Here is a 21,501-nt window from a genome sequence, read left to right on the forward strand (position 1 = left end):
CCCCACGCGGGTCATGCGGTCTCTGAGCCGGTCATCGCCTCGACCAGGCTCCTGGGCCGCAGATCCGTCCAGTGCCGCTCCACATAGTCCAGACAGTCCTGCCGGGAGGCCTCCGGGTGGGCGACGCGCCACCCGTCCGGCACCGCTGTGAAGGAGGGCCACAGGGAGTGCTGTCCCTCGTCGTTGACGAGGACGAGGTAGCTGCCGTCGGGGTCGTCGAAGGGGTTGGTCATGTCCGTCCTTCCGTCGTGCGCGAGCCGTTCGCGGGTGTCAGCGAGACGGGCAGGGACTCCAGTCCGCCGATGAGGTTGGACCTCATCCGGCGGACCGGACCGGCCAGTTCCGCTCGTTCGACCCGGCGTATCAGCTCGTCGAACATGATGGTGAGCTCGGTGGCGGCCAAGGTGGCGCCGATGCAGTGGTGCGGCCCGTGGGCGAACGTCAGATGCCTGTTGGGCGAGCGGGTGATGTCGAAGGTGTCGGGGTCGGCGAAGACGCGTTCGTCCCGATTGGCCGAGGCCAGCCACAGGGTGATGCGGTCACCGGCACGAATGTGTTCGCCGCCGATCTGCGTGTCCTGCGTCGCCGTGCGCAGCAGGTGCATCGCCGGCGAGGTGTGGCGCAGCACTTCCTGCACGGCACCGGGCAGCAGCTCCGGCCGTTCCCGCAGCAGCGTCCACTGGTCCGGGTTCTGGATGAAGGCGAGGAGACCCCCCAGCGTGGCGTGTCTGGTCGTCTCGTTGCCCCCGGAGATCAGGCCGTTGCAGTTCAGGACCACTTCCGTGCTGGTCAGCGGCTCACCGTCGATCGTCCCGTGCACCAGGGCGCTGATGATGTCGTCCCTGGGGGAGCGGCGCCGCTCGCGCATCAACTCGTCGTAGTACTGGAACAGTTCCGTGTGCGCCACTGCGGCGGCGGCCGCGTCGGTGGCACCGGCACGGTCGCCCACGCCGAAGGCGGTCATCGTCCGGCTCAGCATGAAGTCCCAGTCCGCGCGCGGCACGCCCAGCAGATCGCAGATGACCGACAGCGGCAGCCGCGCCGCGACCTCGGTGAACTCGCAGACCTCGCTCGCCAGCGCGTCCCGAAGAAGACCGGTCACCGTGGTGCGCATGTTCCGCTCCAGCCTGCGGACCGTGCGCGGGGTGAACGCGCTGCTCATGATGCGCCGAATCTTGCCGTGCCGCGGCGGGTCGGAGATCACCATCATCTTGCCCGCACCGGCGGCCGTCGCCATCTCGTCCGCGTCGAGGCGCATGCCGCCCGTGGAGGAGAAGACGGCCGGCTGGGACAGCACCCGCGCAACGAGGTCGTACGAGAGCACCGCCCAGAACGGTGCGCCCTCCGCACGGACGACCCGGCACACCGGACGCTCGGCGCGCAGGCGGCGCCACACTGCGAATGCCTCTCCGCTCTCGTACAGCAAGGGGTCGGAGAGATCGGGGACTTCGGTCGCCGTGGCGGCATCGGACCGCATCAGCGCACCCTCCCTCGTCCATATCGGTCCACGACGGTCTCGGCGCCCGCACCCGGCCCGGTCCGCTCCCGGTCGGCGCCCGGTGCCCGCCCGCCTGCCGGGCGGACGGCGGACTCGATCAGGTCCATGACGGTCGGCAGCTGGTCGAAGAGGTAGAAGTGCCCGCCGGGGAGGACCCGGACGTCGCAGGCACCGCCGGTCAGATCGCCCCAGCGGTCGAGCAGCCCAGGCTCGACACCCGGGTCGTCCGTGCCGCCGAGGACGGTGACGTCGGCCGTGAGAGGGGGCATCTCCTCGTATCCGTAGCTCTCGCACAGGGCGAAGTCGGCACGCAGCACGGGCAGCAGCAGCTCCAGGAGGGACGGATTGGCGAGCACGTCCTCCGGCGTGCCCTGCAGCCTGCTGATGTGGTCGACCAGCCCCTCGTCGGACAGTGCGTGCACCCGCGTGGGCCGGTACAGGTGCGGGGCGGTCTGCCCCGACACCAGCAGCCGTACGGGCGGCTGCCCCAGACGGGTCAGCAGGCAGGCCACTTCGTAGGCCACGAGCGCGCCCATGCTGTGCCCGAAGAGTGCGTACGGCCCCTCGCCGGCCCGTTCCGCGACCGGGCCGGCCAGCCGCTGAGCCAGCCGCTTCAGGGATGTCTCCGGGGGCTCGGACAGCCGCGGTGGCCGTCCGGGGTACTGCACCGGAACCACGTCGATGCGCGGATCGAGCAGCGTGCTCCATTCCCGGAAGACGATGGGGCCCGCCCCCGCGTGCGGCAGACAGAACAGCGACACGTCCGCGGTGCCGGCGGACCCGTCCCCGCAGGGGGTGGCGAACCACCAGGCGGAGCCGCCGGCCACCGGCGAGCCGTGAGCCTCCGGACCGTTCATCAGCGCCGCGCCACGAAGAGACGGCCGGTGGGGAACCCGAGTTCCACGGTCTCCACCTGGGAGAAGCCCGCGTGCCGCAGCTTCGCCTCCCACTCGGCCACGGACAGCAGCCTTCGACCCATGAACTGCCGGTGGTAGTAGGTGACGATCGCGCTGAACCGTCGCTCGCGGTCGTTGCGCAGGTACGGCACCGCGTCCGTGATCGCCATGATGCCGCCCGGCTGCAGCGCCTCCCGGCAGTTGGCGAGCACCTTGTCGGCCACCGCCTCCTCCTCGGGCATCATGTCGTGGAAGACGAAGCCCGCGTGGATCACGTCGGCTCCCTCCACCGGTTCGGGATCCTCGGCGATCGACTGGATGGACCGTTCGACCACCGTGATCCGCTCGGCCATGCCGGCGGTGCGGACCGCCTCACGGGCCGCCTCGCAGGCGTCGCCGCTGAGGTCCAGACCGACGCCGGTGGCGTCCGGGAACCTCTCCAGCGTCTCTATCAGCAGCCGGCAGGTGCCGGCTCCGAGGTCCGCGATCCGCTGGGGTTTGGCATTGAAGATCACTTCGAGTGCCGCGGGATAGAAGGCGAGCGACCCCATCCACTGCGAGCTGACGGCGACCTGCCGGCCGTCACGCGCGTAGGTCTCGCCGGCCGCGACCGGATCCGTGAGGAACTCCCGGGCGTGCTCGATGAACGGACGGTTGGCGTTCATGGTCCAGGACACGTACCCCGCCCGGTGCAGGATGACGTCGAAGTCCGGCACCGCCCGGAAGACCGAACCGCCGGCCGGGGTCGGCTCGATGAGACCGGCGGACTCCAGGGCTTCCAGATACCGTCCGGCTCCGTCCTCGGGGAGGTCCGCCCGCGCGGCCACCTCGGCGCTGTCGAACGTCCGCCCGGGTGCGATCACGTCCAGCACGCCGAGCCGGTCGCCCATCTCCAGCAGCGCCGCGGCGGCGGCTATGTCCGGGGCGGCTCCGCTGTGCTCGACCTCGGTCGAGAGCCGGCGTCCTGCCTCGTGGGTGTCGTGGGTGACGGTCATGCATGGGCTCCTTTCTGCCGTACCGGCCGGAAGCGCCACCAGGTGGGCAGCTCGGCTTCCCCGGACAGTACGTTCAGGGTGATTTCGGGTTCGGTGAGGATCCGCCGCAGCAGGGCCTGGCAGATCTCGCCCAGGGCGTGCACGTCCTCGGTGCTCAGGACATCGGGCCGGTGCACGAACCTCAGCGTCAGGTTGCGATCTCGTTCCTGGAGGAACACGGTCATCGCCCGCTTGGAGATCACTGCCCGGCGGTCGATCCGCTCCACGCGGACGCCGGGCAGGTCCCAGCGCACCGCCGCGGAGTTGTCCGTGCAGAACAGCACGTCCGGATAAAGGTCCTCGTCGCCGTCCGGTCCGCGGTCACCGGCCAAGGCACGCACCACGTGGTCGAACGGCAGGCCCTGATGGTCGTACGCGGACAGCACATGGGCACGGATCCCGGCGAGCAGCTCCGTGAACGGCCGGTCCTCGTGCACGGTCTCGCGCAGCACGATGATGTTCCGCAGATACCCGACCATGTCCTCGTACTCGGTGCGACCGCGGTTGGCCATGGCCGATCCGAGGGCGATGTCGCTCTCCCCCGTGTAGAGGTGCACGAGGAGGTACATCACGGCCAGCAGCACGAGGTAGGGCGTGCAGCCGTGCTCCAGGGCGAACTGCCGTGTCCGCGCAGACAGCGGTTGCGGGAGGATGAGGTTGTAGGCGTCCCCGCACGGTCCGTCGGCGGGCACGGCCCGGGCGGACGGAGTCAGCCGCAGAGGCCGGTGGCCGCGCAGGTCGCCGAGCCAGTACGACAGATCCTGCCGGGCCTGCTCGCCCGTCAACCAGGCGTACTGGCGGTCCACGAACTCGCCGTACTGGGCCACGGGCGCAGGCAGTTCGACCGGCCCGCCGGCGATGCGCCTGCGGTAGAGCGCGCCGATCTCCCGCAGGACGACGCCGCTGGAGTAGCCGTCGGTGACGATGTGGTGCATCGCCAGGGCCAACAGCCGCTCCGTGTCTCCGTACCGGGCCAGCGCGGCCCGCAGGAGCGGTGGGTCCGTGAGGTCGAAGGGCCGCTGGCAGTGCTCCTCGGCCAGGTCCAGGGCCTGCTCGTACGGTGACGCCGCCCGGCGCACGTCGAACAGGCCGAGCACACGGCGAGGCGGGTCCACGACGAAACGGCGCGGGCCCTCGGCGGTGGAGCGGAATCCGGTGCGGAGGGACTCGTGGCGGGCCACCACGGTCTCCACCGCGTCCTGCAGGGCGGCCTCGTCCACGTCGCCGGTCAGCCGTAAGAGCCCGGCCACCAGGAAGTCCTGCCGGCCCGGCTGCCGTTGTTCCAGGCGCCACAGCCGCTCCTGCGTGGGATACAGCAGCCCGTTGCCGGCCATCACGCCTCGTCCCGGGCATGGGCGGTGAGCAGCAGACCGATCTCGCGTGCCAGCCCGGCGACCGTCGGATGTTCGAACAGGACCCGGAGCGGGATGCTGACGTCGAACTCGTCGCGGAGCCGGTTGACGACCTTGCCGGCGAGCAGGGAGTGCCCCCCGAGCCTGAAGAAGTCGTCCGTGGGGACGATCTCGTCCACCCCGAGCACCTCGCCCCACACCCGGGCGACGGCCAGTTCCAGCGGTGAACCCTTGGCCGGGGACCGGGGCGTGCCCCGCTCTGGCGTCGGCAGCGCGGCACGGTCCAGCTTCCCGTTGGGATTGAGCGGGAACCGGTCGAGCACGACCACCCGCGCCGGGACCATGTAGCCGGGCAGGACCTCGGCGACCCGACGCCGGACGTCCGTACCGGCACAGTCGCCGCCCGGCTCGGGGAGGACGTAGCCGACCAGCCGTCGTTCACCCGGAACGTCCTCCCGGACCACCGCCGCCGCACCGGACACCCCGGGCACGGCGGCCAGCGCGGCTTCCACCTCGGCGAGCTCGATCCGGAAACCGCGGAGTTTCACCTGGTGGTCGACCCGGCCCACGAAGTCCAGCTGCCCGTCGGGACGCCAGGACACCAGGTCGCCGGTGCGGTACATCCGGGCCCCGCGGGTGGCCGTGAACGGATCGGCGACAAAGCGCTCCGCGGTCAGTGCCGGCCGGTTGGCGTATCCCCGGGCGACGCCGTCCCCGGCAAGGTACAGCTCGCCGGGAACGCCGGGAGGCACCGGACGCAGCCAGGCGTCCAGGACGTACAGACCGATGCCGGGGCGGGGCGAGCCGATCGGCGGGGCGGTGGTGCCGGCTAGCGGCCCCGCCCAACTGGTGATGACCGATCCCTCGGTCGGCCCGTAGAGGTTGACCATGCGGCGGCCGGCGGACCAGTCCCGTACGAGGGACCCGGGCACGCGTTCACCGGCGACCACCAGGGTCAGGCCGCTCGGCAGGTCCCCGGCGGGCACGGCGGCGAGCACCGACGGCGGCATGGTGACATGGGTGATGCCGAACCGTCGCACGGTGCCGCCCAGCGTCTGGTCGGGTACCAGGTCGCGGGGCTCGGCGAGCACGAGGCGGCAGCCCGAGAGCAGGGACATGCAGATCTCCAGCAGGAACGCGTCGAAGCTGGTGGATCCGAACTGCAGCACCCGGCTGTCCTCGGTCAGGTCGAAGAGCGCGCGTTGGGCGCTCACGAGATCGGCCGTCCCCTGGTGCGTGAGCAGTACACCCTTGGGCCTGCCGGTGGATCCGGAGGTGAACAGCAGGCACGCGGCGCCGAGCAGGTCCAGCGGTCCGCCGCGCTCCGCGTCGTCCAGGCCGTGGGGCGCGGCACGCTCCACTTCGGCGGCTACCGGCGCCGCGTCCAGGCAGAGGACCTCGGCGGCGGAGGCGTCGAGCAGGCTCCGGTGCGCCTCGGTGGTGACGGCGACGGTCGGCTCGCCGTCCTGGAGCATGGCGCGGATGCGTGCCGCCGGGTAGTCCAGGTCGACGGGCAGATACGCGGCCCCGGTCTTCAGGACGGCCAGCACCGCGGTGACCAGCTGCCGGGAGCGGGGCAGTGCGAGGGCCACCCGCCGCTCCGGGCCGACTCCCCGGGAGAGCAGCACCCGGGCCAGGCGGTTGGCGTCCGCGTCCAGTTCGGCGAAGGTCCGCAGCTCTCCGTGGCCCTGCACCGCCACCGTGTCCGGGTGACGCAGCACCTCGCGCTCGAAGAGGACGGGCAGCGGGCTCCGGTCGAGGGTGACCGGATCACGACGGCCCAGCGTCTGCAACGTGTGCCGACGCTCGGCATCGGTGAGCAGGTCGATCTCGCCCACGGGACGGCCGGGATCGGCGGTGACCGCGTCCAGCACGACGAGGTACAGCCGCACCAGGCGCTCGGCCGACGCGGCGTCGAACAGGTCGGCCGCGTATTCGACGAATCCCTCGACGCCGTCGCAGACGCCGTCTTCGGACACGGATTCGCGCAGGCTCACGGTGAGGTCGAACTTCGCGAAGCCTATGGGGATCTCGTCGCCCTCGGCCTCCCGCCCGTCCAGGCGCAGCCGCAGATCCGACCGAGGGGTGTTGCGCAGCATCAGCAACACCTGGAACAGCGGATGCCGGGCCGGCGACCGGGGCGGGTTGAGGACCTCCACGAGCCGGTCGAAGGGCAGGTCCTGGTGATCGAGTGCCGCCAGATCGGTCTCCCTGACCCGCGCCAGCAGCTCGCGGAAGTCCGGGTTGCCCGCCACGTCGGTGCGCAGGACGAGCGTGTTGATGAAGAACCCGACCAGATCGTCCCAGGCGTCGTCGGTCCGGCCCGCCACCCCGGTGCCCACCGGGATGTCCTCGCCGGCCCCGAGCTTCATCAGCAGGACGGCCAGCGCGGCCTGCAGGGCCATGAACAGCGTTGCGCCGGCCTCGGTGGCCGTGGCCCGCAGACGGCCGTGCAAATCCGGCGGAATGCGCACCGGCACGGTGCCGCCGAGATGACTCGCCACGGCGGGCCTGGGCCGGTCGGTGGGCAGCGGCAACTCGACGGGCAGACCGGCGAGCTGCTCGGTCCAGTAGGCCGTCTGACGGGACAACAGGGCATTGCCCTGTGCTCCGCCGGCGAGGAACCGCTGCTGCCACAGCGCGTAGTCGCGGTACTGGACGGGCAGCGGCGCCCAGCGCGGAGCCCTGCCGGCGCGCCGCGCGGCGTAGGCCCGTTCGAGATCACGTCCGAAGGGGGCGAAGGACCAGCCGTCGCCCGCGATGTGATGCAGCACGACCAGCAGCCGGTAGCCGCTCGGCGTGCGCAGCAGCCGGGCCCGCAGCGGGGTGTCCTGCGTGAGGTCGAAGGGCCGGCGCGCGGCCTGCACCAGCACCCTGCCCGCGTCCTCGTCCCGCACGTCCAGGACCGGCACGTCGGGACGGGAGCTGTCCGGGTCGAGAACGACCTGGTGCACGCCGTCGGGCGTCTGCGGGAAGACCGTCCGGAGGATCTCGTGCCGTTCGACCACGTCGCCCAGCGCGGCGGTCAGGGCCGCCACGTCGGTCGTGGGGTCGAGGGCGACGACGTAGGGGATGTTGTACACGGACCGGGGGATGTCCGACTGGTTCAGGAACCACAGCCGGCGCTGGGGCAGGGACAGTGGGACACCGCCGGTACCGGTGCCCGCGGAGGGGCCGGCCCCGGTGCGGTCGGCCGCGGCCAGCCGTTCGGCCAGCAGTTCCGGGGTGGCGAGGTCGAAGACTTCCCGGACGGACACCTCGGCGCCGGTGGCGGCACGGATGCGGGCCGCGAGCTTGACCGCGGACAGGGAGTGCCCGCCGAGGGCGAAGAAGTCGTCCGTCGCACCGACCTGCGCCACCCCGAGGACGTCGCGGAACAGCCGGCACAGCGTGGCCTCCTGCGGGGAGCGCGGAGCCCGGCCGCCGCCCACCGCGGGCAGCCGCTCGGGCACCGTCAGCGCTGCCCGGTCGATCTTCCCGTTCGGTGTGGTGGGGAGCCTGTCGAGCAGCACGAACAGGGAGGGGACCATGAAGCGGGGCAACACCCGCGACACATGGTCGCGCAGCACCGCTGCCGTGGGGCGCCGCTCCGGCACCGTCTCCACGTAGGCCACCAGCTGACGGTCGCCCGGTTCGTCCTCCCGCACCACGACGATCACCTGCCGTACGCCGGGATGAGCGGCGATCGCCGCCTGGACCTCGCCCAGCTCGACCCGGAAGCCCCGCAGTTTGACCTGGTGGTCGATGCGGCCGATGAACTCCAGTGCACCGTCGCCCCGTTGACGCACCAAATCACCGGTCCGGTACATGCGCTCGCCCGGGCCGCCGAACGGGTCGGCGACGAACCGTTCCGCGGTGAGCCGCGGTTGCCCCAGATAGCCGCGTGCCAGGTTCTCTCCCGCGATGTACAGCTCGCCCACCACACCGCGTGGCACCGGCCGCAGACCGGAGTCGAGCACGTGCAGCCTCGCACCGGCGAACGGGGTGCCGATCGGCACGGGGCCGGGCGCCGTCGCGGCCGCGGGAGGGATGCGGTGGTCCACACAGCCGCAGGTGGCCTCGGAGGGCCCGTAGTGGTTGATGACGGTGACTCCGGGATGCCGCAGGCGCCATTCCCGCAGCAGTTCCCCCACGAGCGGCTCGCCCGCGACGATGAATTCCTGGGTCGGGGAGCACAGATCGGGCAGGGTGTCCAGCAGCGCCAGGTGCGTGGGGGTCGCCTTCAGGAAGGAGTAGCTCCCGCCGGCGCCGCTGTGGTCGGCGTACTCCTCCACACTGGAGATGATGAGTTCCCCGCCCGCGGCCAGCGTGCCGAACAGGGCGGTGAGCGTGATGTCGAAGGACAGCGACGAATACAGGAGCACGCGGTCGGCCAGGCTCGGATAGGCGATCGTGGCGCGGCTCACGTAGTTCGCCACCGACCGGTGCTCCACCGCGACGCCCTTGGGCCGCCCGGTGGACCCGGAGGTGTAGATGACGTAGGCCAGGTTGCGCGCCCGGAGGAGACCGGTGCGCTCCTCGGGTCGGATCTCCTCGTCCGGCAGGCCTGCCAGGTGTGCCCGGACCTCGGGGCTGTCGAGCACGAGCCGAGGCGCCGACGAGGCGTCCAGCGCCCCGGTGGTGTCACCACCGGCCGTGGTGAGCAGCAGGGGCACGTCGGAGTCGCGCAGCATGTACGACACCCGGTCCGGCGGGTAGTCGAGGTCCACGGGCAGGTAGGCCGCGCCCGCCGTGAGGACTCCGAGCACCGCGACCACCATGTCGAGGGACCTGGGCATGGCGACCGCGACCACGTCGTCGACCCCGATGCCCTTGCGGAGCAGCAGCCGGGCCAACCGGTTCGCACGCCCGAGGAGTTCACCGTACGTGAGCCGCTCGCTGCCCGCGGCGACCGCCGGCGCCTGGGGGGCCTTGCGGGCCTGCTCGGCCACGAGATCCAGCACGGTCGTGGTGTGCGCGCCGGGCCGGGCGGGGGACGACCCCCAGCCGGCGTCGACCAGTTGGGACCTTTCGTCGGCGTCGGCCGCGTCGAGCGTGCCGACCGGGACGTCGAGGGTACCCGCGTCGATGATGTCGGCGAGCAGCCGGAGCAGGCGTGCCCGGTGGCGGTCGAGTTCCCCGGCGGTGTAGCGGCCGGGGTTGGCGAAGAAGTCCAGCCGCAGTCCCTCGCCGCCGAATCCGCTGTAGACGTAGATGTAGAGGTCGTCCACGGCCCCCAGGGTGAGGGTGTTCAGCTCGGCCCGGCTGCCCGCGAAGGACAGCCCGTAGTCGAAGGGAACGAGGTTGAGGTGCCAGCCGAACAGCCGCTCGTCGCCGCGCAGACCGAGCTCGCGCCTGAGCTCCTCGCTGCGGAAACGCTGCGCCTGCAGAGCCTCCATCAGACCGCTCGATGCCCGGCGGGCCAGGGCGGAGAGGGATTCCCGGGGCGAGACGTCCAGCCGCAGGGGCACGACGTTGGACGCCTGGCAGGGTGTCGTCCTGGTGGCCGTCCCGGTCCTGCCGGTCACGGTGAGCCCCAGGCTCACGTCGTCGGTGGCCATCACCTTGCCGAGATAGACGGTCACCGCCGCTGACACCGTTGCCGTCCAGCGGACCCGGGCCTGTTTGGACAGGTCGACGAGGCGGTCGAACCGGTCCCGGTCGAGGTGTCCGGTGGTGCGCAGGAAGCGGGCGGATGTGTCGGCGACGCGCACGGCCGGGGTCACGATGTCCGGGCGCTCGGTGAACCGGGCGCACCAGTAGGCCCGGTCACCCTCGTACTCCGGGGACTGCCGGTAGGCCTCGTCCTCGGCGACCACCTCGCTCAACGGGCGGAACGACGCCTCCCGCCGGTTGCGGCCCTCGACGTCACGGGTGTACAGCTCGGCGACCCGCTGCCCCAGCAGGAACAGGCCGTAGCCGTCCACCACGGAGTGGTGCGCGCGTACGTACCAGAGGTGTTCGTCGGGCCCGGTCCTCAGCAACGCGTGGCCGAACATGTCACCCCGGGCCGGGTCGACCGGCCGCGCGAGGTCCTCGTGCATCCAGGCCTCGGCGCGCTCCCGGGCTCCGGGCTCCGCGCCGAGGTCGAGGATGGGCAGGGGCCAGTCGTCCCGGACCTCCACGGTCTGCCGGAGTCCGCCCTCGGCATCCTCGTCGATGCGGACGTGGAGGCACTCCGCTTCCGAGACCGCCCGCCGCAGTGCCGCCTCGAAGGCACGCCGGTCCAGGGAGCCGCGAATGTGAAAGTAACTGCCGATGCTGAAAACGGGATTGTCGGGGTCGAGTTTCTGGGCCAGCCAGACCTCGCGCTGCGCTGCCGACAGGGAAAGCGATGTCCGATCGGGGCCAGGCATGCCGTGAACTCCCGGAGCATTTCGAGAAGCGGATGGAATGTCGGCGGCAGATCGGGCATGGACTGCCGCGCCGGACTTCGGCTCGGATATCGGGACCACGCCCGATGCTATCCGCGCGGGAACCGTGAACCCAGATCGTGACCGTACTGCTCGTTAGGGTTGTTGTGGTCGATTGCGCTCACGGCGGCGGCTCACGACAGGGGCCACTCGTCGAAATTCCCCTGGATGACCCGGCGGATGTCGGAGGCGGCCACCTCGGCGGCGGTTCTGCCGTTCTGGACGCGGTCCTTGGAAAGGCGTTCCTGGATCCGGTCGTGGTGGAATGCCCGTATGTCCGCGGGCAGCGGAAGCCGTCCCGGGGCGAGCAGCCGTACCGCACCGCCGGAGTCCCGGATGCCGAGTACCTCGCCGCGATTGTGCACGCTCGGCGCGAACGGTATGTCGAGCAGGCCCAGCCGGAATGCCCGGACGACGCCCCGGGTGACGCTGCCGCCCCCGCATTCCAGCACCGCGTTCAGCAGATGCTCGCACTCGGCACGCAGCAGCCGCTTCTCCTCGTCGACGGCCTTGTGGTCGAGGTCGGCCGGCGTGGCGGAGGCGATCGAGCGCTGAGCCTCGCGGATGGCCTCGGCGTTCTCCTCGACGGTCGGGATTCCCCATGCCTCGGCGGTGGTCTTGAGCAGGACGCGGCCGCATCCGGAGAGACCCGCCGTGCGTGCCGATCCGCGGAGCAGCAGGAGCGCCTTGCGCCTGGTCTCCGGGAACGCGGCCATGTACTGGTGGAAGACGGTCGTGATCAGTACCCCGTGCCGTGCGTGGCCGACCAGCTCGTGGGCCATCTCGTCCATGACCTGGATGGCGGCGACGTCCTGGGACCGGCAGCCCTGCTCGGCATAGCCGAGACTCACCGAGTGGACCCCTTGCGCGACGGCCATCAGCATTTCCAGCAGGCAGGTGACGATCGCCAGGCACGGCGGCAGCAGCGTCGCGGTCAGAACGCCGAAGAACTCCCGGTCCAGGATGATGCCGTAGCGTTCCGCGTACAGTCCGGTGAGCCGGTCGACGTACTGCCAGGCGGGGATCGACTCCTCCAGCGGATAGTCCTTGTAGTAGGGCAGGTTGTAGGTGATGGCGCCGCCCTCGAACGCGGTGACGCCTCCGGCGTAGGAGATCTCGCCGAGCAGCCGGGGGTCCCGGGTGCTGTGCCGGGTCTGCAGCGGAGTGGGGAGCCGGGCCCCCAACTGCCGCAGGGCGTGGACGCCGTGGTTCACGACCGGGAAGCCGTTGAGCACGGACCGGGCCGGGGAGCTGGCACGCAGGCCCTCCTCGGCGCCGGGATAGTCGTTGTTCCGGGACAGGGAGTCCACCTGGTACGACAGCACGTGCGCGCCGGCCCGGTGCAGTGCGGTGAACAGGCGTGCCTGACCGACCGCGTCGGCCACGCCGCACCGGGGTTGCAGCAGGGGTCGCCCGGTGTGCCGGGCCCGTAACTGAGCGGCCGCGAGCGACGGCCGGCCCGCGACGAACTCGGCGTTGGCGTCGAGTTCGGCGGCCGCCCGTCCGGTGCGCCAGTGCTGCAGCACCTCCTTCCGGACGACCCGGAAGTGCTCGTCCTCCATCCGCTGGTCCTCGGGCATGACCAGACTGCGGGGCCGTCCCGCCGGGGCCGTCTCTTCGTGGACGGCGGACAGGGCGGGCCGCCGCCCCGCGAGGTCCTGTGCCAGGTACCGCAGTACCTGGCGCAGGTCGGCATAGCCGGGAAACACCCGGCGGAAGCCCAGTTCGAGGAAGTGGCGCACGACATCGTCCCGGGAGGACGACACGGACAGGTTGCCGCCGATGTACCAGTGGGCGTCGAGCGGGCCGTACTCCTTGCAGAGCTCGCGGAACTCACGCGTGTAGAAGCGGCTGTGCCCGTCCATGCTGGAGATCATCACCACGTCGGCGGTGCGCGCCGCCTCGAAGAAGTCGCGCAGTTCGTTCTGGGTGCGCAGGTCGATCACCTGGTAGCCGCTCTCCGCCAGGGCGTGCCGGAGAACGAACAGTCCTACGGAGTGGGCGTCGGCCCCGATGCCGCCCAGCACTATTCGGTGCACAGGGTTCTCCTGGTTCGTGCTCGGTCGGACGAGCCTGTCTCACAGCGTCTCCGGTTGCGCGGTGCCGCCGGGTGGGGCGTCGAGCGAGCCGGACAGGGCACGGGCCAGATGGGTGACGGTCCGCCCCTCGTACAGCGCCCGTGCCGGGACGCTGACGTTCAGCCGGCGTTCCAGCGCGTTGAGGAGCCGTGCGGCGAGCAGTGAGTGGCCGCCGAGGTCGAAGAAGTCGTCCTCCACGCCCACCGGTTCCACGTCCAGCACCTCGGACCAGATGGCGGCGAGCTGTGCCTCCAGAGCGGTGCGCGGCAGCACGAGGTCCACGGCGAGGGCCCGCGGCGATCGGACGAGCGCGGGCAGCGCCCGGCGGTCCACCTTGCCGTTGCGGTTCAGCGGCAGGTCGTCGCGGACCATGATGGCCCACGGCACCATGTGTGGCGGAAGTTCCGCCGCCAGCGCCTCGCGCAGCCGGGCACCGAGACCGGCCGCACCGTCATGTCCGGTGGACGCGGTGTCCGCCCCATCGTGGCGTGGGACGACGTAGGCGAGCAGTCGTTGGCTGCCCGAGCCGTCCCGCTGGGCGACGACCACGGCCTCCTTGACCTGGGGCCGGCCGATCAGGTGGGCCTCGACATGTGCCGGTTCCACCCGGAAGCCGTGCACCTTGACCTGGTGGTCCGCCCGCCCGACGAACTCCAGCGTGCCGTCGGGAAGCCGGCGCACCAGATCGCCCGTGCGGTACAGGCGCCGACCGGGCTGCGTGGCGAAGGGGTCGGCCACGAAGCGCTCGGCGGTGGCGGTCGGCTGCCCGAGGTAGCCGTGCGCCAGCCCTTCCCCACCGGCGTAGAGTTCGCCGACGACCCCGGGTGGCACGGGACGCAGCGCCGGGTCGAGAACGACGACCCGAGTACCGCGCACCGGGCTTCCGATCGGTACCCGCGGGCCCTCCGGGAGAACTCCCGTGGTCGTCCAGCAGGTGGTGAACGACGTGTTCTCCGTCGGGCCGTATCCGTTCGTGAAGGTGAGGGCGGGAAACTCGGTCAACAGGCGCCGGACATGGGCCGGGGAGGCCGTCTCACCGCCGGTCAGGACGTGTCGCACGGCGCCGAACAGGCCGGGTTCCTCCGTCACCAGATGGTTGAACAGCCCTGTCGTCAGCAGCAGGACCGTGACGCCCTCGCGTTCCACGACGGGCCGGATCCGTTCGACGACGGTTGGCGGTCCCGGCAGCACCACCAGACGGGCACCGTTCATCAGCGGCGCCCAGATCTCGATGGTCGACGCGTCGAACGCCACCGGTGAGAGTTCCAGGAACACGTCGTCCGGCCTGATCTCCATCCAGTTCGGTCCGCGCAGCAAGCGGGACACGGCCCGGTGCGGCACGCCCACCCCCTTGGGCCGGCCGGTGGATCCCGACGTGAAGCTGACGTAGGCGAGCGCGTCCGGCGGCAGCGTCGCGTCCCGGTGCGGGGCCGGGGCGTCCGCCCGGCCATCGGCGCCGCGCGGGCGGCAGGAGGCCACCTCGATCGCCGACTGCTCCGGGGGCAGCAGGTCGCCCAGCCCGGCCTGTACGACCACATGACGGCTGCGGGCCGCGGCGAGGAGTTCGCCGTGCCGGGCCGGCGGGTCCTCCGGGTCGAGCGCCAGGTAGGCCGCGCCGGCGCGCAGGATGCCGAGCAGGGCGACGATCAGATCGGTGGAACGCCGGTGCAGGACACCGACCACCGCGTGCGGGACCACGCCCTGGGCCCGGAGGGTGTCGGCCACCGCGCCCGCCCGGCTCCACAGGTCGCCGTAGGTCAGCGTCTCGTCCCCGCAGGTGACGGCGGGTGCTCCCGGGCGGTCTGCGGCCTGGTCGGCGACGAATGCGTGGACGGCGCGTGCCGGTTCCGCCGGAACCTCCGTCCCCTGTACCGGCATTGCGTGGGACGCCGGGCCGGGCGGCAGAAGGTCCAGCACGGACAGCGCCACCGCTGGATCGCGGACACCGGCGGTGAGGGCGGCACGCAGCAGTTCCGCCCATCCGGGCTCGTCCGGGGCGGTGCGGACTTCGGCGGACAGCAGGCCGTCGTCCGCCGTCTCGGTGAGCACGACTTCCAGGGCGGGTGAGTCGGATCCGTCGTGGCCGGTGCCGTCCCGGCGCTGCGGCCGGGCCGGCCCGCCGCGTGCCGCCCGCTGCCCGACGGCCGGACCTGCCTGCGGAGCACGGGAGTTCAGCGCCTCGATCTCCGCCGCCGCCCACTTGACCAGTGCGCCGAAGGAGGGATCATCGGACAGCCCGGCGCACAGGACGCCGTGCCGGGTGCCGGACGCCCCGGTGATCCGGCAGCGGATCCGGACGCTGTCGTCGGTGGTCATGCGGTGCGCCACCGTGACGGCCGCGGCCACGAGGGCCGCCGGGTCGTGCGGCCCGAGGTCCGCGCAGTCGATGACCGTCTCGTTCATCGGGCACTTCCTTCCGGGCGCGGACGTCGTGTCGTTCCGTGCTCCGCCGCAGGAGCGTCGGGCGACCTCAACAGCGAGGGCAGGGCGGGAATCACCCGGGGCCGGGGCATCGGTGCGGGCAGCCCGCCGGGCAGGCCGCGCACCGCGTAGCACCGGCGCAGCCAGCGGTCCCGGCCGTCATAGCGGGGGGTGAACGCGGTTCGGCCGTGGACGACGACACGGTTGTCCAGAACGGCGAGTTGGCCGGCGCGAAGCCGTATCCGCCGGGCGACCTGCTCCAGCGCCGTGCGCAAGGCGGCCAGCGCGTCGGAGGCCCGTTCCGTCGCCCCGGTGGTGTTGTGGGTGTTGTAGCGGATGGTGGGTGCGGCCCGTGGGCCGGCCAGCACTGCGTGCGGGGCGGAGACCGGCCGCCTGCCCTGGGCGTCCAGCCCGAACGACGTGGGGTACAGGCTGTGGAACAGCGGCTCGCGCAGGACGTCGAGCGTCCCGGGCGGCAGGTGCCGTACGGCTTCACGCACGGACGAGAGCCGCAGTGCGGCCACGTCCTCGTGGTCCTGGCGCAGGCACAGCAGGCTGACGAAGTCCGGCCGGAGCGGGTGGTGGACGTTCTCGGTGTGCAGGCCCAGGGACGAGGAGCCGACGTTCTGGATGTACTCCTCCATGCCGGGCTCCGGAGCGACTTCATGGATCAGGGCGCCGTCGTTCTCGTCCGCATACCCGACGAGGTCGCCGAGGATCTCGGCGACCAGGAGCAGCAGACCCGCGGACCAGTGGCCCCCCGGTGCGGGGCGGTCGGCCGTCGGCGTGGGCGGCAGGGTGGAGAGGGGTTCCGGTGCGGCCACGTCGACGAGACAGTAGGGCCGTGTGCTGTCGGGTCGGGTGAGGGCGGTCAGGGTCCGGCGCAGTGCGGCCGGTACCTCGTCCAGTGCGTCCCCGGCCCGATCCGGGTCCCCGGGCAGGAGTTCGGCGACCTTGCCCGCCAGTTCGTGCAGTGCCGCGGTTTCCCGGCAGTCAAGAGTGCACTGGTATTCGGGCCCCACTTGACTCCTCCAACGGTGCGGCTTCGGATACGAGTGGAATGACACGCCGAACGTACGTTCAGGGACAAGGCGGGTCAATATTTCGAAGGTTATGTGCGTTGCGTGCAATGAAATCAACACCGCAAAGCCTTGGTAATGCCCTGTGGTGTTCCGGAGTCCGGGCGCGTATCAAGGATGTCGGGGAACGACGAGGACTGCTTGTGATGCTGACCGAAGAGCAGAAGTTTCTTTTCGACGTCAATGGTTGTCTGACAGTGGAGCTGATGCTCGAACTCATCGGAGACGGCTTTCGCTTCGACACCCTGGAGGGCACGATCATGACGCGCGGAACGGAGGGGTTCCGGCTGCACGGCGGGGATACAGCGGATGGAGGCCCACGGCGAGTACGAGGACTTCGCCGACGAGCTGACGCCGCTTCAGCGCGCCGTATTCGAACCGCCTACTACCTCAACCGCCCCAAGGTCTCCCAGCTCCTCGCGGAGGAGCTGAGGGGCGGGGCACTGGACTCCGACGGGGTAACCTGACTCGGACCTCATCCCGCCAGCCGGCCGAGCAGCGCGCGGAGGACCATCCGTCGGCCTGTCGCCCGGAGAGACCCTCGGACGGAACGGTTCCATGAACGAAACTGAGTCGGTCGGCTCCCTCTGGCGTCACCGGGACTTCATGCTCCTGTGGGGCGGCCAGTCCGTCAGTCTGATCGGTGCTCAGGTCACCGTGCTGGCCCTGCCGTTGCTCGCCACCCTCACCTTGCACGCCTCGACGTTTCAAGTCGCGTTGCTGACTTCTTTCAGCACCCTGCCATGGCTGCTCTTCTCCCTGCCGGCGGGAGTGATCGTCGACCGCTCCCGCAAGAGAGAGGTGATGCTCTGGTGCGATGTGGCGCGGTTCGCCGTTCTGTGCACGGTGCCGGTGGCGGGCGCACTGGGCGCCCTCTCGCTGGTCCAGCTCTACGCGGTGGCGCTGGTGTCCGGAACTCTGGCGGTGCTGTTCAACAGTGCGTACCTGAGTTTTCCCGGAATTCTCCTGACGAAGTCACAACTCGTCGACGCCAACGGAAAGGTCAGCACCGCGTCGGCGGCGGCCGGCGTGATCGGACCGAGTTCCGCGGGCTTCCTCGTGGCTCTCGTGGGCGCGGCCACCGCTGTGACCGCCGACGCGGTGTCCTATCTGGTGAGCGCGGGCGGTCTGCTGCTGGTCCGGTTCCGGGAGCCGCGGCCCGCGCAGAAACCCGCGAGCGACCGAGGGTTCCGGCGGGAACTGTCCGCCGGGCTCCGGATCATCGTGGCCGACAGGATTCTGACCTTCGTAACGATCTCGAACAGCCTGGGCAACTTCCTGCTCGCGGCCATCAGTTCTGTCTGGGTTCTGTACGCGGTCCGTGATCTCGGCTGGTCCGCGCAGACCGTCGGTCTTGTCGGAGGAATCAGCGCGGTCGGGGGTGTGATCGGCAGTCTGATCGCCAAACCGCTGATCAGGCGGTACGGACTCGTCCGGGTGCTGCTCTTCAGCCCGGTGCCCTTCGCCCCGGGGCAGATCGTCGCCGGGTACGTGCTCCCGGGTGTCCACGGACAGATCATGGTGACCATCGGGTTCACCGTGACGCTCGCCTCAGCTCTCACCTACAACATCGCCCAGCGGTCCTACCGCATGGCGTCGTGTCCGCCGGGCATGCTGGGCCGGCTGAACGCCACGGCCAGTTGGCTGCAATGGGGGCTGCGGCCGCTCGCGGGTGTCGTGGGTGGGGCCCTTGGCACAGCGCTGGGTCTGCGTCCTACTGTCCTCCTGTTCGCCTGGCTTCTGCCGTCGGTCGCCGTGATTCTGTGGTTGTCGCCTCTGCGGAAGGACCGTGGAACCGAAGGGAGGGACTCTGCCCCACCGGCACCGGCGATGAGCGGTGCGACGGGTGGTGGACGAGGGTCGGCAGTCTTTGGCGAGCGAGAGCTTCCCGCAGCCGATACAGCCGCTCAGGCGCCCCGACTCGGCCGTAGCGGTGGGCAACCTCGGCCACACCGACCCGGGCAAGGAACCTGAGATACCGCCGAGCGGTCACGGTGCTCATTCCCGTGTCCTTCGACACGTCGGCTGCGGAAACGTCTTCCGGTTCTGCTGCTCTGAGGGCCTTGACTACATTTCGCAGGGTTATTTCAGATATGCCTTTTGGTAAGGAAATTGGAGCCACCTCCGGCATTTGTGATACTCAGTCCGGACATCTGGTGTCAGGCATGGCTCACAGCAGCTTCCGCTGTCGGTGGGCGTCGTGTCAACAGGGTGAAAGAGACGTGCTTGCATCTTGAACCTTTCTTGGTGCTTCTACGGCGCACCATTTATTTCGGACAACTCGTCGACGGTGGTGAATATTGGCCGAATCCTTGTCGCTGATGTCTGAAAACAGCTGACCGGTGGCCTGAAAAAGAGAGCCGGAATCTTTTGACCGGGAGATGTAGAGGGCTTGTGAAAGTTGGGGCGCGGGGTGCGATGCGTCGGGCGCCTGGCTACTCCCGGGGAATGCCGAGCTTCCCGGTGAGGACGTCGAGTACGGCCTCGAGCTGGTCCAGGAGGTAGAAGTGCCCGCCGGGGAAGACTTCGATTCCGACCGGCCCGCTGGTGAGCTCCGCCCACCGCTCCAGCATCGGCACACTCACGCCCGGATCGCTGTCGCCGCCGAACGCGGTCAGCGGGACGCCGAGCCGACCGCGTTCGGCGTACGCGTAGCTGTCGCAGGCCGCGAAGTCCACCCGGAGCACGGGCAGCAGCAGATCCAGCAGTTCGGGACTTTCCAGTACGGCGGGAACGGTGCCCTCCAGACCGGCGACGTGATCCAGGAACTCCTGGTCGGAGAGCGTGTGGACGTGGGTGGGCACGCGGACGTGCGGGGGAGCGTAGGCCGACACGGTCAGATGGGCGGGGGGCCTGCCGGCCCGGGTCAGCCGGTGGCTCAGTTCGTACGCCAGCACCGCACCCATGCTGTGCCCGAACAGGGCGAACGGGGTGCCTCCGGCCCTTTGGAACAGCGGCTCCTGCAGCCGCTCGGCCAGCCTTGTGATCGACGGCTCCGCAGGCTCCGTGAACCGTCCTTCGCGTCCCGGCAGCTGTACCGGTACGACCTCGATGCGCCTTCCGATGAGCTTCTGCCAGTTCCGGTAGGCCGAAGCTCCCGCGCCCGCGTGGTGCAGACAGAACAGAAGCAGTTCGGGAGTGCCGTTCATGGCTTCTGCCGGAAACCAAGGGGACTCTGTGGACGGTTGCATACGGATTCCTCCAGCCATGATCCGAGCCGGGGTCCAGCGCTTTCGTCGGCGAAGCGAGAAGTGATTTCCGCCTGCCGCTTGCCGGGTGTGACGCTGTATTGCGTCTGACGGTCGTCGATCCGGCCGATACGCGGCTCCGGGTCGCGGCCGCCTGGGAGCGTAACTCACAGCAGCCGTCCGGAAAACCCTGTTCCTGACGACTCGGCGGGGCATAGGGTGCTGTGTCAACACAGGGAAGTCGGCGGAGTTCCGCAGCGCCGGTGCGGCAGGAGGGCGATGTCAGGCACAAGGCACGTGAACTCTGCGGAACCAGGAGCCCGCATCGATGCCGCGAGCGCCCTCGCGGCATCGCTCGGTGAGATTCTCGCGCACACCTCGCGGCCGGGCGTGATCTCCTTCGCCGGTGGCATGCCCGCGCCCGATCTGTTCGACGCGCAAGGTATTTCGGCGGCCTACGCCAAAGTGCTCGCAACTCCCCAGCGGACGTTGCAGTATTCGACAACCGAAGGCGATCCGCAGCTGCGCGCGGTGTTGGCCGAGCGCATCTCGCGGCAGGGACTGGCCACCGAGCCGGACGCGCTGCTGATCACCACCGGCGCCCAGCAGGCACTGTCGCTTGCCTGCGCGGCGCTGCTGGCCCAGGGCGATACGGTGCTGGTCGAAGAGCCCACCTATCTGGTCGCCTTGCAGTGCTTCACCCTCGCCGGCGCACGGGTGGTCGCCGTCGGCTGCGACGGGGACGGGGTCGAGCCGTCCGCGCTGGAGGAGGCCGTCCGGCTCCACCGGCCCAGGCTGGTCTATCTCGCGCCGACCTTCCACAACCCGACCGGCCGGACGATGCCGGTCGGCCGCCGTCGTGCGGTCGCCTCGCTCGCGGCACGGTACGGATTCTGGATCGCCGAGGACGACCCGTACCGGGAACTGCGGTACGAGGGCGGGGCCGAGCCGTGGATCGCCTCGCTGCCCGAGGCCGCCGATCGGACGGTGCTCCTGGGCAGCCTGTCCAAGAGCGTGGCTCCGGGGCTCAGGCTCGGATGGCTGCGCGCGCCCGCCGCCCTGCGCCGGGCCTGTGTCACCGTCAAGGGGGCCACCGATGTCCACTCCTCGACCATCGATCAGGCCGCCGCAGCCGCCTACCTGACCGACGGCGACCTCGACGGCCACCTCAAGCTGGTGCGCAGCGCCTATCAAGAACGTCGCGACGCCCTGCTGGACGGGCTGGCACGGTGCCTGCCGCCCGGCAGCCAGTACGTCCGGCCCAGCGGTGGCATGTTCGTCTGGGCCCGGCTGTCGGCCGGGTACGATGCAACCGCCCTGCTGGGACGGGCAGTTGACCAAGGGGTCGCTTTCGTGCCGGGCGAGCCCTTCTTCTCCGGCTCTCCCGACCGAAGAACCCTGCGCCTGTCCTTCCCGACCCATCGGCCCAGCGAGATCGAGGAAGGCCTGAGACGGCTGAGACGCGCCTTCGCACAGGAATCGATGTGACACCGAGTGACCGTGGAGATGCGCCCGAAGAGCCTGATCGCGGCCATGGAGTCCGACTGACCAGAGCGTCGAGGT

The 21,501-nt window shown here is 70.6% G+C and carries 13 protein-coding genes; 3 read left to right on the forward strand and 10 right to left on the reverse strand.

Going from position 1 to position 21,501, the window contains the following annotated elements; all coding sequences use genetic code 11:
- Window positions 1-11 precede the first annotated feature (11 nt).
- The 9 genes from ACZ5NH_RS04690 to ACZ5NH_RS04730 form a co-directional block, all read right to left on the reverse strand.
- Complete coding sequence (locus tag ACZ5NH_RS04690) at window positions 12-233, reverse strand: MbtH family protein (RefSeq protein ID WP_388625795.1); 222 nt, start codon at window positions 231-233, stop codon at window positions 12-14.
- Window positions 230-1,477: a cytochrome P450 gene (locus tag ACZ5NH_RS04695; RefSeq protein ID WP_468772956.1), complete on the reverse strand. Its 1,248-nt coding sequence runs from the start codon at window positions 1,475-1,477 to the stop codon at window positions 230-232. Before ACZ5NH_RS04695 ends, ACZ5NH_RS04690 begins: the two co-directional genes overlap by 4 nt.
- Window positions 1,477-2,355, reverse strand: a complete 879-nt coding sequence (locus tag ACZ5NH_RS04700; protein WP_468772957.1) for a thioesterase II family protein — start codon at window positions 2,353-2,355, stop codon at window positions 1,477-1,479. Before ACZ5NH_RS04700 ends, ACZ5NH_RS04695 begins: the two co-directional genes overlap by 1 nt.
- Window positions 2,355-3,389 carry a class I SAM-dependent methyltransferase gene (locus ACZ5NH_RS04705; RefSeq protein WP_468772958.1) on the reverse strand — a complete coding sequence of 345 codons (1,035 nt, stop codon included), beginning with the start codon at window positions 3,387-3,389 and terminating at the stop codon, window positions 2,355-2,357. The genes ACZ5NH_RS04700 and ACZ5NH_RS04705 overlap by 1 nt, the downstream gene beginning before the upstream one ends.
- Entirely contained in the window at window positions 3,386-4,762 is a 1,377-nt protein-coding gene (locus ACZ5NH_RS04710; protein ID WP_468772959.1) for a condensation domain-containing protein, read from the reverse strand. The genes ACZ5NH_RS04705 and ACZ5NH_RS04710 overlap by 4 nt, the downstream gene beginning before the upstream one ends.
- Complete coding sequence (locus ACZ5NH_RS04715) at window positions 4,762-11,115, reverse strand: amino acid adenylation domain-containing protein (protein WP_468772960.1); 6,354 nt, start codon at window positions 11,113-11,115, stop codon at window positions 4,762-4,764. Before ACZ5NH_RS04715 ends, ACZ5NH_RS04710 begins: the two co-directional genes overlap by 1 nt.
- A gap of 191 nt (window positions 11,116-11,306) precedes the next feature.
- The gene (locus tag ACZ5NH_RS04720; protein WP_468772961.1) at window positions 11,307-13,211 is read right to left on the reverse strand and encodes a methylaspartate mutase subunit E; all 1,905 of its coding nucleotides are present in this window, start codon (window positions 13,209-13,211) and stop codon (window positions 11,307-11,309) included.
- A gap of 39 nt (window positions 13,212-13,250) precedes the next feature.
- A complete protein-coding gene (locus tag ACZ5NH_RS04725; RefSeq protein WP_468772962.1) occupies window positions 13,251-15,653 on the reverse strand; it encodes an amino acid adenylation domain-containing protein in 2,403 nt (800 codons plus the stop codon).
- Window positions 15,650-16,693, reverse strand: coding sequence for a TauD/TfdA family dioxygenase (locus ACZ5NH_RS04730; RefSeq protein WP_468772963.1), 1,044 nt, complete (start codon window positions 16,691-16,693; stop codon window positions 15,650-15,652). The genes ACZ5NH_RS04725 and ACZ5NH_RS04730 overlap by 4 nt, the downstream gene beginning before the upstream one ends.
- Window positions 16,694-16,896: 203 nt before the next feature.
- Between ACZ5NH_RS04730 and ACZ5NH_RS04735 the strand changes: the two genes are divergently transcribed.
- Together ACZ5NH_RS04735 and ACZ5NH_RS04740 are read left to right on the forward strand one after the other, a co-directional pair.
- Window positions 16,897-17,217 carry a hypothetical protein gene (locus tag ACZ5NH_RS04735; protein WP_468772964.1) on the forward strand — a complete coding sequence of 107 codons (321 nt, stop codon included), beginning with the start codon at window positions 16,897-16,899 and terminating at the stop codon, window positions 17,215-17,217.
- 91 nt (window positions 17,218-17,308) lie between these two features.
- A complete protein-coding gene (locus ACZ5NH_RS04740; RefSeq protein WP_468772965.1) occupies window positions 17,309-18,724 on the forward strand; it encodes an MFS transporter in 1,416 nt (471 codons plus the stop codon).
- A 461-nt stretch (window positions 18,725-19,185) separates the two neighbouring features.
- On the opposite strand, the gene ACZ5NH_RS04745 is transcribed toward ACZ5NH_RS04740, so the two are convergent.
- Window positions 19,186-19,899 carry a thioesterase II family protein gene (locus ACZ5NH_RS04745; RefSeq protein WP_468772966.1) on the reverse strand — a complete coding sequence of 238 codons (714 nt, stop codon included), beginning with the start codon at window positions 19,897-19,899 and terminating at the stop codon, window positions 19,186-19,188.
- A 336-nt stretch (window positions 19,900-20,235) separates the two neighbouring features.
- Here ACZ5NH_RS04745 and ACZ5NH_RS04750 point away from each other — a divergent pair, with 336 nt between their 5' ends.
- A complete protein-coding gene (locus ACZ5NH_RS04750; RefSeq protein WP_468772967.1) occupies window positions 20,236-21,426 on the forward strand; it encodes an aminotransferase-like domain-containing protein in 1,191 nt (396 codons plus the stop codon).
- Window positions 21,427-21,501 lie beyond the last annotated feature (75 nt).

The sequence above is a fragment of the Streptomyces sp. NPDC031426 genome (genome assembly GCF_055581585.1).